Origin of the sequence: Thauera sp. SWB20 (genome assembly GCF_000831325.1) — a bacterium.
Lineage (GTDB): Bacteria > Pseudomonadota > Gammaproteobacteria > Burkholderiales > Rhodocyclaceae > Thauera > Thauera aminoaromatica.
The window spans coordinates 40,034-54,143 of record NZ_JTDM01000009.1 but is presented as its reverse complement, the minus strand read 5'-3'; the positions used below and the strand labels follow the sequence as shown (position 1 = coordinate 54,143).

At 67.6% G+C, this 14,110-nt stretch carries 16 protein-coding genes; 6 read left to right on the top strand and 10 right to left on the bottom strand.

The window, feature by feature from the left end; genetic code table 11:
- Positions 1-66 precede the first annotated feature (66 nt).
- Positions 67-1,224 (top strand): M20 aminoacylase family protein, encoded by a 1,158-nt coding sequence (locus PO78_RS01330; protein ID WP_043741608.1) that lies wholly within the window; start codon positions 67-69, stop codon positions 1,222-1,224.
- A 275-nt stretch (positions 1,225-1,499) separates the two neighbouring features.
- Here PO78_RS01330 and PO78_RS01325 read toward each other — a convergent pair whose 3' ends face one another.
- The 7 genes from PO78_RS01325 to PO78_RS01295 all read right to left on the bottom strand — a co-directional run bounded on the left by PO78_RS01325 (position 1,500) and on the right by PO78_RS01295 (position 6,201).
- Complete coding sequence (locus PO78_RS01325) at positions 1,500-1,700, bottom strand: hypothetical protein (protein ID WP_043741604.1); 201 nt, start codon at positions 1,698-1,700, stop codon at positions 1,500-1,502.
- A gap of 3 nt (positions 1,701-1,703) precedes the next feature.
- Positions 1,704-2,225: a menaquinone-dependent protoporphyrinogen IX dehydrogenase gene (gene hemG, locus PO78_RS01320; protein WP_004311851.1), complete on the bottom strand. Its 522-nt coding sequence runs from the start codon at positions 2,223-2,225 to the stop codon at positions 1,704-1,706.
- Positions 2,226-2,245: 20 nt separating this feature from the next.
- The gene (locus tag PO78_RS01315; protein ID WP_043741601.1) at positions 2,246-2,626 is read right to left on the bottom strand and encodes a hypothetical protein; all 381 of its coding nucleotides are present in this window, start codon (positions 2,624-2,626) and stop codon (positions 2,246-2,248) included.
- A 67-nt stretch (positions 2,627-2,693) separates the two neighbouring features.
- Positions 2,694-3,563, bottom strand: a complete 870-nt coding sequence (locus PO78_RS01310; RefSeq protein ID WP_004311854.1) for an SPFH domain-containing protein — start codon at positions 3,561-3,563, stop codon at positions 2,694-2,696.
- Positions 3,564-3,583: 20 nt separating this feature from the next.
- Positions 3,584-4,039 (bottom strand): NfeD family protein, encoded by a 456-nt coding sequence (locus PO78_RS01305; protein ID WP_004311856.1) that lies wholly within the window; start codon positions 4,037-4,039, stop codon positions 3,584-3,586.
- Positions 4,040-4,531: 492 nt separating this feature from the next.
- Positions 4,532-5,542 carry a recombination-associated protein RdgC gene (locus PO78_RS01300; protein ID WP_043741597.1) on the bottom strand — a complete coding sequence of 337 codons (1,011 nt, stop codon included), beginning with the start codon at positions 5,540-5,542 and terminating at the stop codon, positions 4,532-4,534.
- 191 nt (positions 5,543-5,733) lie between these two features.
- A complete protein-coding gene (locus tag PO78_RS01295) occupies positions 5,734-6,201 on the bottom strand; it encodes an SRPBCC family protein (RefSeq protein WP_043741594.1) in 468 nt (155 codons plus the stop codon).
- A 127-nt stretch (positions 6,202-6,328) separates the two neighbouring features.
- On the opposite strand from PO78_RS01295, the gene PO78_RS01290 reads away from it, so the two are divergent.
- Positions 6,329-7,075: a 16S rRNA pseudouridine(516) synthase gene (locus PO78_RS01290; protein WP_043741591.1), complete on the top strand. Its 747-nt coding sequence runs from the start codon at positions 6,329-6,331 to the stop codon at positions 7,073-7,075.
- Positions 7,076-7,338: 263 nt separating this feature from the next.
- Here PO78_RS01290 and PO78_RS01285 read toward each other — a convergent pair whose 3' ends face one another.
- On the bottom strand, positions 7,339-8,301 hold the full coding sequence (locus PO78_RS01285) for a hypothetical protein (protein WP_004311863.1): 963 nt from the start codon (positions 8,299-8,301) through the stop codon (positions 7,339-7,341).
- 367 nt (positions 8,302-8,668) lie between these two features.
- Between PO78_RS01285 and earP the strand changes: the two genes are divergently transcribed.
- A complete protein-coding gene (earP, locus tag PO78_RS01280) occupies positions 8,669-9,856 on the top strand; it encodes an elongation factor P maturation arginine rhamnosyltransferase EarP (protein ID WP_043741588.1) in 1,188 nt (395 codons plus the stop codon).
- 65 nt (positions 9,857-9,921) lie between these two features.
- Complete coding sequence (gene efp / locus PO78_RS01275) at positions 9,922-10,479, top strand: elongation factor P (RefSeq protein ID WP_004311867.1); 558 nt, start codon at positions 9,922-9,924, stop codon at positions 10,477-10,479.
- Here efp and PO78_RS22715 read toward each other — a convergent pair.
- A complete protein-coding gene (locus tag PO78_RS22715) occupies positions 10,472-10,624 on the bottom strand; it encodes a hypothetical protein (protein ID WP_156147754.1) in 153 nt (50 codons plus the stop codon). The two genes, efp and PO78_RS22715, sit on opposite strands and share 8 nt — an antisense overlap.
- Here PO78_RS22715 and PO78_RS01270 point away from each other — a divergent pair.
- On the top strand, positions 10,623-11,195 hold the full coding sequence (locus PO78_RS01270) for a hypothetical protein (RefSeq protein WP_012584261.1): 573 nt from the start codon (positions 10,623-10,625) through the stop codon (positions 11,193-11,195). The two genes, PO78_RS22715 and PO78_RS01270, sit on opposite strands and share 2 nt — an antisense overlap.
- Positions 11,196-11,224: 29 nt before the next feature.
- Complete coding sequence (locus PO78_RS01265) at positions 11,225-12,373, top strand: glutaredoxin family protein (protein WP_043741583.1); 1,149 nt, start codon at positions 11,225-11,227, stop codon at positions 12,371-12,373.
- Between the two features lie 9 nt (positions 12,374-12,382).
- Here PO78_RS01265 and PO78_RS01260 read toward each other — a convergent pair whose 3' ends face one another.
- The gene (locus tag PO78_RS01260) at positions 12,383-14,059 is read right to left on the bottom strand and encodes a hypothetical protein (RefSeq protein WP_004304702.1); all 1,677 of its coding nucleotides are present in this window, start codon (positions 14,057-14,059) and stop codon (positions 12,383-12,385) included.
- Positions 14,060-14,110: the final 51 nt, after the last annotated feature.

Sequence of the window (14,110 nt, the reverse complement as noted above, 5' to 3'; positions counted from 1 at the left end):
GATCGCATCGGTCCGCACGGCCCGGGCGTTTCATCAACAGGTTTCAGATTTCGATCGGGAGTCATCATGAGCACGCTTTTGCAAGAGTTGTCGGCGAATCAGGAAGCGATGAAGACCTGGCGTCACCACATGCACCGCCACCCCGAGGTCGCGTTCGACGAGCACAAGACGGCCAGCTACATCGCCGGCCTGCTGCGGGAGTGGGGATACGAGGTCACCGAAGGCGTCGGCAAGACGGGTGTGGTGGCCAGGATGCGCTGCGGCGACAGCAAGAAGTCGATCGGCCTGCGTGCCGATACCGACGCCCTCGCCGTGCAGGAAGCGAATGACAGCGACCACAAGAGCACCATCGAAGGCAAGTCGCATACATGCGGTCATGACGGTCATAGCGCCATGCTGCTGGGGGCTGCGCAGCACCTGGCGCGCACTCGTGCGTTCAACGGCACGGTCAACCTGATCTTCCAGCCCGCCGAAGAAATCATGGGCGGCGCGGTCGCCATGATCCAGGACAGTCTGTTCGAGCGCTTCCCGATGGATGCGGTCTTCGGCATGCACAACATGCCCGCGCTGGAGCAGGGCAAGATGTACTTCACCTCCGGCCCGCTGTTCGCCGCGGTGGACAACTGGGAAATCGTGCTGACCGGTGTCGGCAGCCACGGCTCGATGCCCGAGAAAAGCATCGACCCGGTGGTGGCGGGAGCTTCCCTGGTCATGGCGCTGCAGACCATCGTCTCGCGCAACGTCGCGGCCAAGGATTCGGCCGTGGTGAGCGTCGGCGCCTTCCTGGCGGGCGATGCCGGCAACGTCATTCCGCAGACCGCGACCCTGCGCCTGAGCACCCGCACCAGCAAACCGGAAACGCGTCAGCTGGTGCTCGCCAAGATCAAGTCCATCACCGCGGCACAGGCCGAGGCCTTCGGGGTCCGCTACGAAATCCGCGAAGGTTCGCCGGGTGCCGTGCTGGTCAATGATCCCGCGCTGACCGAGGAGTGTGCCGACGTCGCCCGCAAGCTGCTCGGCGAGGATCAGGTGGTGATGCCCGGACCGACCTACATGGGCAGCGAGGATTTCGCCTTTTTCGCCCAGCTCAAGCCGAGCACCTACTGCATCATCGGCAACGGCGACACCGCCATGGTTCACCATCCCAAGTACGACTTCGACGACGACAACCTGCCCGTGGGCGCCGCCTACTGGGTGGCGCTGACCCAGCACCACCTGAAGTAAGCGCGGCAACCAGGCGCTGGAAACGTCTGCAGCCTCGACGAGCCGGTCGCCGAGGCCTTGCAGGCCCGTGGCGCGCGGAAGTTTCCGCAAATCGCGGCGATTCGTCCACCGCGGCCTCCGCAAGCAATGGGCTGTCCACCTGGCCGCGGCCGCAGTGCCCCCCGGACCATCCACACCACCGCTCGCCATCGCCGGTCGCGATGGTCTGGATGCGCTGCTGCGAGCATCTCGAGCACACCCTCGCCGCCATCCCGGCGCCGGTGTAGGAAGTCCCGTCAAACGGGTGGGCAACCGCGATCGCCGGCCGCCTCCACCCAGTAGGTCTGCTTGTGTCCGTGCGCCTCGAAGGCGCGCACGGCCGCCTCCGCCTCGTCCCGGCAGGCGAACACCGCCACCAGGAAGCGGTTGCCGTTGTCGTCGAGCCGCCACAGTGCCCAGCCCGCGATCGGCTCCGCGGCGCGCGCGTTTTCCGTCACCAGTCAGGCGAGAAGCTGGTGCGCGAAGGCCTCGACCTGCGTCCAGTCGGTGAAATCCGTGACCGAGCGCGGGTCGGTGGGGCCGCCGGTGATCCACATGATCAGGCGGATCATGTTGCGGTCGAAGAAGCCGTAGCGCGGGTATTCGATCTTGCCGCCGAAGACCTCCACCTGCTGCGGCTTCCAGCGCAGCTGGCCGAGGAACTTGCGCACGTAGGGGTTGGTGTCGGCCTGGCGCTTGTGCGGCTTGCGGCCGACCGCGTTGACCGAGAAGAAGGCGTTCGGGCGCACCTCGAGCGCCGCCTGGTGGCGGTCGATGAAGGCCTTCACCGCGGGACGATGGTGACCGTAGCGGATGCTGGCGCCGATCACGATGCGGTCGCAGGCCTCGAGCTGTTCAGCGCTGGCCGACTCCACCTCGGCCAGCTCGACCTCGTGACCGGTCGCACGCGCGATCGCGGCGATGCGCTCGCAGATCTCGAGCGTATGGCCGTCGATGGTGGAATAGACGATCAGCAGTCGCATGCCCGCTCCGGTCGCGCCGGTCATTTTCGGGTGACGATGCCCTCGACCACCTTCTTGCCTTCGGAGTAGAGCGCTACCTGGCCTTCCTCGAGCTCGAGGTTCATGCAGCCGGTGTTGCCCTTGAGCTTGCCGTCGAGCCATTCGCGGCAATAGCGCGCCTGCTCGTCCACCCACCAGCGCGCCTTGGCGCCGGTGGTGTCGGTGAGCGTACCGTCGGTGCCGAACTGGAGCGTGTAGGCCGATTCGGTGCGCAGATACACACCGATGAAGGTGGCGCCGGTGAGCAGCTTCTCGACCTCGGCCTTGTCCTTCATAAAGTTCTGCGCCAGCGCGCCAGTGGAGACCGTGACCAGTGCGACGGCGGCAATCAGGCTACGGACGGGTTTCGAGTATTTGCGCATCGTTGTCTTCCTTTGTTGCGGGTACGGATCCGGGGAAAGCGATCGGAGACGCCGGGCTGGAGCGGATTCAGCCGCGCGCGCCCAGCCGGCCGACGAGGCCGCGCAAGGTCTCCTGGAGGTCGGCGGGCATCACCACGATCTTGGCGCTGCCGGAGTCGCCCAGCTTCTCGAGCGCGGCGATGTACTTCTCGCCGAGCAGGTACATCATCGGGCCCGCCTGGTCGCCGATTCCGGCGGTGACGCGGCGGATCGACTCGGCCGAGGCCTCGGCGAGCATGACCTGGGCGTTGGCGTCGCGCTTGGCGGATTCGAGCCGCGCCTCGGCCTCGAGGATGGCGGCCTGCTTGGCGCCCTCGGCCTTGGTCACCGCGGCCTTGCGCTCGCGCTCGGCGGCGGCCTGCAGCTCCATCGCCCGCTGCATGGATTCGGAAGGCTTGATGTCCTGGATCTCGACCGACTTCACCGTGAGGCCCCAGTCGACCGCCTCGTCGGCGATGCTCTCGCGCAGGCGCGCCTTGATCTTGTCGCGCGAGGACAGCGCCTCGTCGAGCTCCATCTCGCCGACGATCGAGCGCAGCGTGGTCATGATCAGGTTGCGGATCGCCTCGGAGAAGTCGGTCACGCCATACACCGCCTTGACCGGGTCGGTGACCTTCACGAAGGCGATCGCGTTGGTGAGGATCACCGCATTGTCGCGGGTGATGACCTCCTGCTCCTGCACGTCGAGGATGATGTCCTTGGTCACCAGCTTGTAGGCGACGCGGTCGAGGTAGGGGATGAGGATGTTGAGCCCGGGGCGCAGCGTGGCGTGGTACTTGCCCAGGCGCTCGACCACCCATTCCTCGCCCTGCGCCACCAGACGCACCCCCTTGGCGATCGTGATCACCACGAACACCAGCACCGCGATCGCGATCGCGAGTCCTTCCGACATGATCATTTCCTTGCTTTCCTTGTTGCTCAGGCCTTCGTCACCTTGACGTAGCTGCCCTCCACGCTCACCACCTTCACGCGCTCGCCGGCCGCGATCGCGCTCTCGGCCACACAGGCCCATTCGTCGGCGCCGAGCACCGGGCGCTGGAAGCGCACCTTGCCGCGCTCGAAGGGCGCGACCGCGCTCACCAGCAGGCCCACTTCCCCGATCACCTCGCCGGCGGCGGTGCCGATCAGGGTCCTGACGCGCGCGCGCTTCGCGAAGCTGAACCACAGCACGGTCATCGCCATCGAGGCGATGATCCAGACCGCGATCTGCTGCGACAGCGCCAGGTCCGGCATCGCGAGCAGCACGAATCCGGTGAGCATCGCACCGAGCCCGAACCAGATGATGAAGAAGGAGGGCAGGGCAAGCTCGAGCAGCACCAGCGCGATGCCGGCGATCTCCCAGTGCCACCATTCGAGGAACATCGTGTCGTTCATGGGCAGACTTTAGCGCAGCTCGCCGGGGAACGGGTTCGCGGGTGAGGATCGGTTCCCGTGTGGCGTTTTTCGGGCAGTGGGAAAGCTGTGACCGAAGGGGATCGGAAATTGTGGATAAGTCGTGAAGGCGGCGACGGCGGGTTTTTCATCCACAAACCGTACTCGTTTCCCGCGGCCATCGTGCACCGGGTTTTGCTTGATGCAAGACGCTGATTCAGCCATGAAAAACCGGGTTGTCCACAGAATCGGGCGGTACATGATCTTTATGATCTTTTAAATCTTTAAATTCTGTGTACACCAAGAAGCGGACCCCTGCTTGCGGCTCGAACCCCCCATCGGTGCAGCATTTCCATCTCGACGGCCTGTATCGCGACTTACGTCGCTCCTACAGAATCCACCGCTCTTCTGGAGCCGTACCGTGGGAGCGACGCAAGTCGCGATGCAGCAGCCCGGCCCGTGCGCCCGTGCCAAACCTGCCAGGCGCTGCGAGGCTCAGAACGGCGGATCGTCCGCGGCGACGGTCTGCGCGGACACCGGCCGCGCGGCGGCCATTTCCTTCTGCACACGCGGCAGCTCGGCGCTCACGCCGGTTTCCACCGCGGCGCCTGCAAGCTCGCCGCCGAGCGCGGCCACGACCGCCGGCAGCAGGTGGGCGAGTTCGCCGGTCATGAGCGCGAATTCGGCGTTGAACAGCGCCTCGGCGTCGTCCTTGTCGGCTTCGCCCACCTGATCGCGCACGATGTCGAGGAAATCGAGACGCTTGATCTCGAGCTTCTCGGTCAGCACGAAGCTGATGCGGTCGTCGAAGGTCAGCGCCAGCCGGGTCGGCAGCTTGCCGGCTTCCAGGTGGCCCTTGACGTCGTCGCCTTCGAGCGGGTGACGCGCATAGCGCACCGCGGCCTTGTCCTCGGCCACCGAGCGCAGCTCGCAGTCCTGGTCGATGGTGAAGCCGTCCGGGGCCTCGCCACCGGCCAGCCAGTCGGCCATCGCCGACATCGGCGAGCGCTCGGTGCGCAGCAAGGTCAGCGGGAAGCTGTCGAGGGTGTGGCGCAGCTGCTCGAGCATGTCCTCGGCCTTGCTCTGGCTGGCGGCATCCACCACCAGCCAGCCATTGATCGGGTCGATCCAGGCGAACATGCGGCGGCGGCGGGTGAAGGCGCGCGGCATCAGTTCCTGCGTCACCTGCTCGCGCAGCTCCTTCAACTGCTTGCGACCGAGCTTGTAGCCCTGTTGCTCGGCCAGCTCCTCGGCGCGCTCGTCGGCCTCCTGCTTGACCACCGCGGAGGGCAGCAGGCGGTGCTCGAAGCCGAGGCAGACCAGCCACTGGCCGCCCACGGCGTGCACCAGCACCTCGTTGCCCAGCGGCGACAGCCAGCCGCGACTCTCCATGTCCTGGCTGCCGCAGGGGTGGAAGGGCTTCTTCGCGAGCTGTTCCTCGAGGCGCTCGGCGCTCATGTCCCAGTTGGCGGGAAGGCGATAGACCTGCAGATTCTTGAACCACATGACGAAGGGGTTTCCTGTTGGTGAGAGGGAAGATGAGACGACGCTCGGGAGCGAAAAACGGCTGTGCGAGCCGTCCGGCCCGCACATGCAACGCCACCGCACGGGAAGTTCGCTGGCCAGGCCACTCGCGCACGGCAGCACGCTGCCATGGCAAGCCGGCCGCCGCAGCGCCGTCGGGAGTCCTTGGGGCCCTACTGTTCGAGCCCGCCGGACGCGGCGATCATGCGGATGATGCGCACGGTGTCGAGGTCGGACTGGTGGTAGGCCGAGCGCACGAATTCCGCGTAGCGCGCGTCCTCGCCCTGGTCGGGCAGCGAGGTGTGGTAGGCGAAACGCAGGAAGAGGGCGCCGGGCTCGGGTTCCTCGATGGTGATCGTGAGGCTGCCGCCGGCATGCTGTGCGTTGGCCTCGGTTTCGAAGCGGATCCAGCGCAAGGTGTCGAAGTTCACCCGGTCGCGGATCACGGCGTGGCCGAAGTGCAGATCGCGGACCAGGCTGCCCTCGCCGCGCTCGACGATGCGGCAGGCCTCCAGGCCGGGCAGGAAGGCGCGCGCGTCCTCGGCGCGGCAGAGCAGGCCGAACCACAGCTCTTCGCGGGTGAGCGGGGTCAGCAGCGGGTTGGCGAGATCATTGACCTCGATCAGGTGTTCGAATTTCAAGTGCTTCTCCCGAGCGGGCAGGGCGGCAGTTTACCCGCTCGGCCCGCGCACGGCACGACCTCGGTCGCTCCCCATCCTGCACGGTGAGCCGGGGCGTCGATCTTGCCGCGGCGCTCGCCCTGCTAACATGCGTCCCATGCAACTCGAACGCCTCCTCCACGCCCAGGGCTTCGGCAGCCGCAAGGATTGCCGTGCCCTCATCCGTGCCGGCTACGTCAGCGTCGCCGGCGAAGTCTGCGACGACCCCACCGAGGAATTCGACCCCGGCAGCCGCGATGGTTCGCCCGGGCTCGAATTCACCGTCGATGATCAACCCTGGCGCTTCCGCGCCCAGGCCTACGTGGTCCTGCACAAGCCTGCAGGCTACGAATGCTCGCAGAAGCCGACCTTCCATCCCTCGGTGTTCACCCTGCTGCCACCGCAGCTGCTCGCGCGCGGCGTGCAGTGCGTGGGCCGGCTCGACCAGGACACGACCGGCCTGCTGCTGCTCTCCGACGACGGCCAGTTCATCCACCAGTGGAGCTCGGGAAAGAAGCGTACGCCCAAGGTCTATGAGGTGACGCTCAAGCATGCGGTGGAACAGGACTTCGCCGACCGGCTGGTCGCCGGCGTCGAACTGAACGACGAGCCCGCGCCGATCGCGGCTGCGGCGTGCGAGCTGCTCAGTCCGACCACGCTGCGGCTGACGATCTGCGAGGGCAAGTATCATCAGGTCAAGCGCATGGTCGGCGCCGCCGGCAACCGTGTCGAGGTGCTGCACCGCAGCCGCGTGGGCGGGCTCGACCTGCCGGCCGGGCTGGCGCCCGGGCAGTGGCGCTGGCTCGAGGCCGAGGACCTGGCCCGCCTGGCCGACTACGCCGACGCGACTTCCTGAGCCTGCCTGCCATCGCGCTCCGCCGCATGCGCCGGCCTCCGCACCGGATTCCGTAGGAGCGACGCAAGTCGCGATTGGACGCTCGCCCTCGAGCGGACGGTGCTATCGAGGCCCGATCGCGACTTGCGTCGCTCCTACGGCGCCGATACGCCGCGCTGTCTCCCGTGGGAGCGACGCAAGTCGCGATTGCGGTGGCGAGACGAGTGCCGCACGAACCGGCGCGCCGATCGCGACTTGTGTCGCTCCTACGAGGCCTCGGAAGCTCAGAAGCGCATCTCGAGGTTCACCCCGACCCCCCAGGCGCGCTCGCGCTCGCGGTCCTCGCGCTGCGGCCAGTAGTGGCCGACGATGAACTCGCCGATCAACCAGTCGCGATAGACCGGCTGGGTCCATTTCATCCGCACGCCGTATTCATCCACGTTTTCTTCGGCACCGGTTTCTCCGGTCACCAGCATCTCGCCCGACAGGATCCGATCGTCACCGAAGCGCTTGAACAGCCCCAGGCTGCTACCCCAGGCGAAATCGTCGGTCTTTTCCGAAATCGTCGTCGCATTCTGCCAATTCAGCGAGAGCGAGGGCGTGAAGGCGTGCTCGTAGTCCAGCGCGGTGGTCGAGCCGAACTTGTCCTTGTTGTTCCAGAACACCGTTTCGCGGAATTCGATCCGGTCCAGTTCGGTCAGCGCCCACTGCTTGCGATAACGCGCCTGGGTGTAGAACTTCATTCCGCCGCGCACACCGACACGGAAATCGAGGTTCTTGCGCAAGGCCACCCCCACGCCGGCAAAACCGGTCTGGTCTTCCTTGCGGCGTTCTTCGAGCAGGAGCTGTTCGCGCGTAAAGGCTTCGGATTGGTCGGTCACGAGTTCGCGCTCGTTCTGCCGGCCGATGAAAACGTAGGCCTTGTCGCGCAGGTTGGGGAGATCGAAACGCGCACGGAAACGCACGTTGGTATTCCAGCCTTCGTCCTGACGCCACAGGTTGCGTAGCCCCAGACGCCCATTGGTCACCTTGCCGCCCTCCTCGAAGGGACGATCGCCGAACCAGTCATTCACCGTTTCCCCCAGCCATACCGAGAAACCGCGCACCTGCGTGCGGCTCTGCTCCAGCAGAGCCTGTTCCTGCGCCGCCTCGGGGGAGGGAAGTCCTTGCTGTTGCGCCGATTGGGCGATTGCGAGCGCGGGAAAGGCGAGGATCAGGGCGAGCGGAAGAAGTTTGCGGCCATGCATGGGGAAAGATCCTGATTCATGGGCCTGGCGGCCTCTCGGGTGGTTCGTGGTCGGGGAAGCGACCACCCATGGCCGGCATCATGCCGGCACTCTCGTGCGCTGGGCAAGCTTGGTGGCCCGGCCGTGGCGGCTGCGGGTTTGTTCTTCTGTTTTTCTATTGATTTAAATAACAAAGAAGTTAACAGTGGCGCGTTTCTTGTGGATAAGTACCCGGAGACCTTGCCGGCAAAGCGTTCGTGTTCTTCAAAAGGCGGTTGAGAAGCCCCTTGGTCGGCTGTGCGCGTTTTGTTGAGCCTTTTCCGGCCGATCGCGTGAAGTCGGCTTGTTCACAAGCTGTCCCCATTGTTTATCCAGGATTGTCCCCACCATGCATCGATTCCGGTCGCCCGCCCGTCCCCGCTGGGAGATCTTCTGTCAGGTTGTGGATAATTTTGGGGATATCGGCGTGTGCTGGCGGCTGGCGACCGATCTGGCACGCCGTGGAGGTGGAGCGGTGCGGCTCTGGGTGGATGAATGGGAGGCCTTGCGGCGCATCTGTCCGGCCGCCGCCGCGGTGGATGAGCGGGCGGGCGGAAGCGTGCAAGGGGTGGAGTTGCGGCGCTGGACGAGGGCGTTCGTTCCGCTCGTGCCGGGCGAGATCGTCGTCGAGGCCTTCGCCTGCGAGCTGCCGACCGCCCAGCTCGAGGCCATGGCGGCGCTGCGGCAGGCGCCGTTGTGGATCAACCTCGAGTACCTGTCGGCCGAGGCCTGGGTGGCGGGCTGTCACGGCATGGCCTCGCCGCATCCGCGCCTGCCGCTGGTGAAGCATTTCTTTTTTCCGGGCTTCGATGCGGGCACTGGCGGATTGCCGCGCGAGGCCGACCTGCTCGCGCGCCGCGACGCCTGGCGAGCCCGTCCCGAGGGACGCGCCGCCTGGCTGGCCGCGCGCGGCATCGCGAGCAGCCCGGATGCGCTGCGGGTGTCGCTGTTCGCCTACGAGCAGCCGAAGCTCCCCGCCCTGTTCGACGCCTGGACCGGCAGCGGTCGCGAGATGCTGGTGCTGGTGCCCGAGTCGCGCGTGCTCGGCGACGTGCAACGTGCGCTCGGTCGCGAGCGCCTGCAGGCGGGCGATCGGGTGGTGCGCGGCGCGCTCACCGCCTGCGTGCTGCCCTTCACCGACCAGGCGGGCTACGACGAGCTGCTGTGGGCCTGCGAGCTGAATTTCGTGCGCGGCGAGGACTCCTTCGTGCGCGCGCAGTGGGCGGCGCGGCCCTTCGTGTGGCAGATCTATCCGCAGGCGGATGCCGCCCACCACGACAAGCTCGAGGCTTTCCTGGCGCGCTACCTGCAGGGGCTGCCGGCGGCCGAGGCGGATGCGCTCGCCCGCTTCTGGCGCGCCTGGAACGGCTGCGCGCCGGATCGCGCGACGCCGGCCGAGGCCTGGCCGGCCCTCGCCGCGGCGCTGCCCGCGCTCGATGTCCATGCTCGCCGCTGGTGCGATGTGCAGGCGGCCTTGCCTGACCTCGCGACCGCACTCGATACATTCTGTTCCCACATCGCGCACGCCGCGCGGTAGAATCGCGCGCTAATTTTTTCAAGGACATGCGACCACGAGTCGCGTCGAACCATTCAGGAAACAGCATGAAAACCGCTCAGGAACTCCGCTCGGGCAACGTCATCATGGTCGGCAGCGACCCGTTGGTGGTGCAGAAGGCCGAATACAACAAGTCCGGCCGCAACTCCGCGGTCGTGAAGATGAAGTTCAAGAACCTGCTCACCGGTGCGCCGTCGGAGTCGGTCTACAAGGCCGACGACAAGTTCGAGGTCGTCGTCCTCGACCACAAGGAAGTCACCTACTCCTACTTCGCGGACCCGATGTACGTGTTCATGGATGCCGACTACGAGCAGTACGAAGTCGAAGCGGACAACATGACCGACGCGCTCAAGTACCTCGAGGACGGCCTGCAGTGCGAGGTGGTGTTCTACAACGGCAAGGCGATCTCGGTCGAGTTGCCCAACAGCGTGGTGCGCGAGGTCGTCTACACCGAGCCCGCCGTCAAGGGCGACACCTCGGGCAAGGTCATGAAGCCGGCCAAGATCAGCACCGGCTTCGAGCTGCCCGTGCCGGCCTTCGTCGAGATCGGCGACAAGATCGAGATCGACACCCGCACCGACGAGTACAAGAACCGCGTCAAGTAAGCGGTTCCGGTGTGACGGATACGATGGGGCCCATGTGGGCCCCATCGTTTTTCCGCTTGTTGCGGCGTGCATCTTGCAGTTCTTCTTCGCGACGGGATTGCGTACCCTGCAGGCTGTCGCCGTCGAATCCGCTCTCGTCCTTCATGAACGCGTCCCGCCTGCTCCTCGCCCTCGCCGCCTCCGTGCTCGTCGTCGCCTGCGCACCCGAGCCCGCGCCGGCGCCCAAGGTCGAACAAGCCGCTCCGGCGCCCGAGGCGCCGCGTGGCGAGGCTGCCGAGGCCCGGCGCGAAGCCGCCGAGGCGGCACGCGAGGCGATGCAGAAGGCCGGCGAGGCCGCGCGCAAGATCGGCGAGGCGGGCAGCGCCGCGGTGGAAGCGGCGGTGCGCACGGCGGCGGAGAAGGCCGCGAGCGAATTCGCCAAGGACGCTTCGCGCGCATCATCCGACGCGGGAGCGCTGAATCAGGCGCCCGACGAAGACCGTGGCGGTGATGGCCGCTCGCCCGAGACCGCGCGCGACGCCAAGGAAGCCGCCGAGCAGGCGGCGCACCGCATCGCCGAGGCCACCCGCGACGTCGCGGAGCGCCTGCGCGAGGTCGGCAAGGGGGCGCTCGAGAGCATGCGCGCACGCACCGAGCCGACGACGCAGGAGGCCGCGCCGGTCGAGGAGCGCGCCGCCGTTCCGCCCGGAGGCGGCAAGGAGCCCGCCGGCCGCTGAGCGGCACGGCGCCGGCGAGGGGCGCATCCATGGCGATCGCGGCGGTTCTTCGTACCCTGTTGCTGCTGGCATGCCTGCTGTTCGCCCATGCGAGCCCGGGCGCCGATGCCGGCACCGCCGCGCCGGCGCTCGATCTCCCCGCGCCGGGCCAGCTCCACGTCTATGTGCGCGAAGGCTGCCCGCATTGCGCGGAGGCCAAGCGCTTTCTCGCCGGTCTCGCCGACGCCCGCCCCGGGCTGCAGGTCGTGCTGCGCGAGGTCGATCGCGACCCCGCCGCGCGCGACGCCCTGGTGGCGATCAGCGAGGCAGTCGGGGCGTGGCCGCCGGGCGTGCCCACTTTCGTCTATGGCGGCCGGGTGCTGGTCGGCTTCGACGACGCCGAGCACGTCGGCGCCGAGCTGCTGCGCCTGCTCGACGAGGCCCCGCCGCCGCCGCGCGACCGGGTGGAGTCGGGCCTGTTCGGCACCCTGAGCGCGAGCGAGCTCGGCCTGCCGATGTTCACCCTGGCGCTCGGCCTGCTCGACGGCTTCAACCCCTGCGCGATGTGGGTGCTGCTATTCCTGCTGTCGCTGCTGGTGAGGCTGCAGGACCGCCGTCGCATGGCGATGGTCGCCGGCACCTTCGTGCTCGCCAGCGGCGCGGTGTACTACGCCTTCATGGCGGCCTGGCTCAACGTCTTCCTGCTCGTCGGCATGACGGCCGCGCTGCGCGTCGGCCTCGCCGTGCTGGCCATGCTCATCGGCCTGATCAACGTGAAGGACTTCTTCGCCTTCCGCCGCGGCGTCTCGCTGTCCATCCCGGAGTCCGCCAAGCCGGGCATCTATGCGCGTGCCCGCGCCATCCTGAAGGCCGAATCCCTGCCCGCCTCGCTCGCCGCGGTCGCGGTGCTGGCGGTGGTGGTGAACTTCGTCGAGCTGCTATGCACCGCCGGCCTGCCGGCGATCTACACCGCGGTGCTCACCGGCCAGGACCTCTCGCCGCTCGCCCACTACGGCTACCTCGGCCTCTACATCCTCGCCTACATCGCCGACGACGCGCTGATGGTCGGCACCGCGGTGCTCGCCCTCGGCAGCGGCAAGCTCGGCGAGCGCGGCGGCCGCATGCTCAAGCTGCTTGCGGGCGTGGTGATGCTGGCGCTCGGTGCGGTGATGCTGCTGCGGCCGGAGTGGCTGATGTAGCGGGGCCGCTCAGTCCGCGCCGCGACGCCACACGGCGGCGAGCGCGCGGAGCTTGTTCCAGGTCGACAGGCGCTCGTCCGACACCGCGTCGAGGAAGTCCGACAGGCGCTTGGACTTGACCATCGTGTACAGCGTGAGCGCCGTCGACACGCCGAACACCAGCGCGAAGTAGGCCAGGCGCTCGGCGAGCGGCGATTCCGCCTCGGCGAGCAGGTTCATGCCCAGGAAGCCGGTGGTGATGGTGCCGATGAGGCCGAAGATCGTCACCACGGTCAGGCGCACCACGGTGTTGGCCTGGCGGCGCAGGCTGTCGGCCTCGAGGTAGCCGTTCATGTCCGCGGTGCGCTCCTTGATCTCGGCGTACAGCGCGTCGGTGCCCAGATGCGCGCTGGTCATGCGGAACAGCGCGCGTGTCTGCGCCTGCTCGGCGATATCGTGGAACCAGTAGCGATGCGTGAAACGCAGGAAGCCCTCGAAGCTGGCGCGGATCGCGCGCTTGAAGCGCCGCACGCTTTCCGGGTCGGTGACGTGCAGGCGCTTGAGCGCCTCGACCAGGCGCTCGGAGAACATCAGCAGCGCCGACTTCTGGAAGTGCGCGATCAGGAACAGCAGGAAGTGCTGGTGGCGGAACTGCGCCAGCACGCCGCGCTCGCGGTCGGTGAAATAGGCCGATTTCGCATCGCCCACCACCACCAGCGCGTGGCCGCTGCACAGGTAGCGGGTCCAGGGCGCCGCGCCGCTCGCGGACCAGAAGCGGTCGTAGCAGTGGCGGCGCTCGAAGTCGTCCAGATGCGGTTCGGCGTAGGGCAGGGCGTTGCCGCCGCCCTCGCGTTCGGCTTGTGCCGTGTGCGGTCCCGCGCCGGTCACCAGGCCGAGGCGGACGAAATCCCTGCGCGTCAGCGCCTGCGGGTCGTCGAGGGCGAGATAGGCCGTCAGCGGCATGCGGTGATACTCGATCTGGCGATAGCGCAGCGTGCCGGGCTGGGCCGAGTAGGCGCTCGCCAGCGGCTGCATCAGCCAGGCCCAGTGCGCGGCGATGCGCGGTGCGCGATGGCGGCTGACGTGGGTCAGGAAGGCCTCGCGCTCGTGCGCGTCGGTGCGCGCCAGCACCGACCCGTCGCGCCCGATCAGCTCGGCGACGGCGAGGCTGTGCAGGGCGCGGCCGTGCTCGTCCCAGCCCGACGGGTAGGCGCGGCCGATGCGATACATCAGCTCCTGCACCGCGGACAAGGGCAGGTCGCCGCCGGCGACCTCGACGTTGAGGATCACCACATCGACGTCGAAGAAGAAATACAGATGCACATGGACGACGTCGAGCGTCACCGGCGCGTCGCCGTCGCGTGCGGCCACGCGCAGTTTCGCGATATCGCGGCGACGGAACACGCGCATCGCCGGCCCCGCGTCCGCCGAGTCGCCGCGCTGCGCACGGCCCTCGCCGTAGAGGAACTGCTGCACGTAGGGCAGGAAGGTCACGAACTCGTTGTAGTGCCGCTCCTGGAAGACGCTGCCTTCGACCTCCAGGTCGTGCTCGACCTCGCGCCACGGCGAGGCTTCGCCCAGGTCGCGCAGCACCTGCCACGGCCGCTGCTGCGGCCCCAGCGCGCCCGTCGCGGTCAGCAGCCGCAGCGGCCACAGCAGGGCGAGGCGGAAATGCTTCACCGTCGGCTCGGCAGCGTGCTCGGCCATGACCTGTCTCCCTTCGCTTCGCGGGTTCTCGTGCGGGCAGTGTAGCGACAG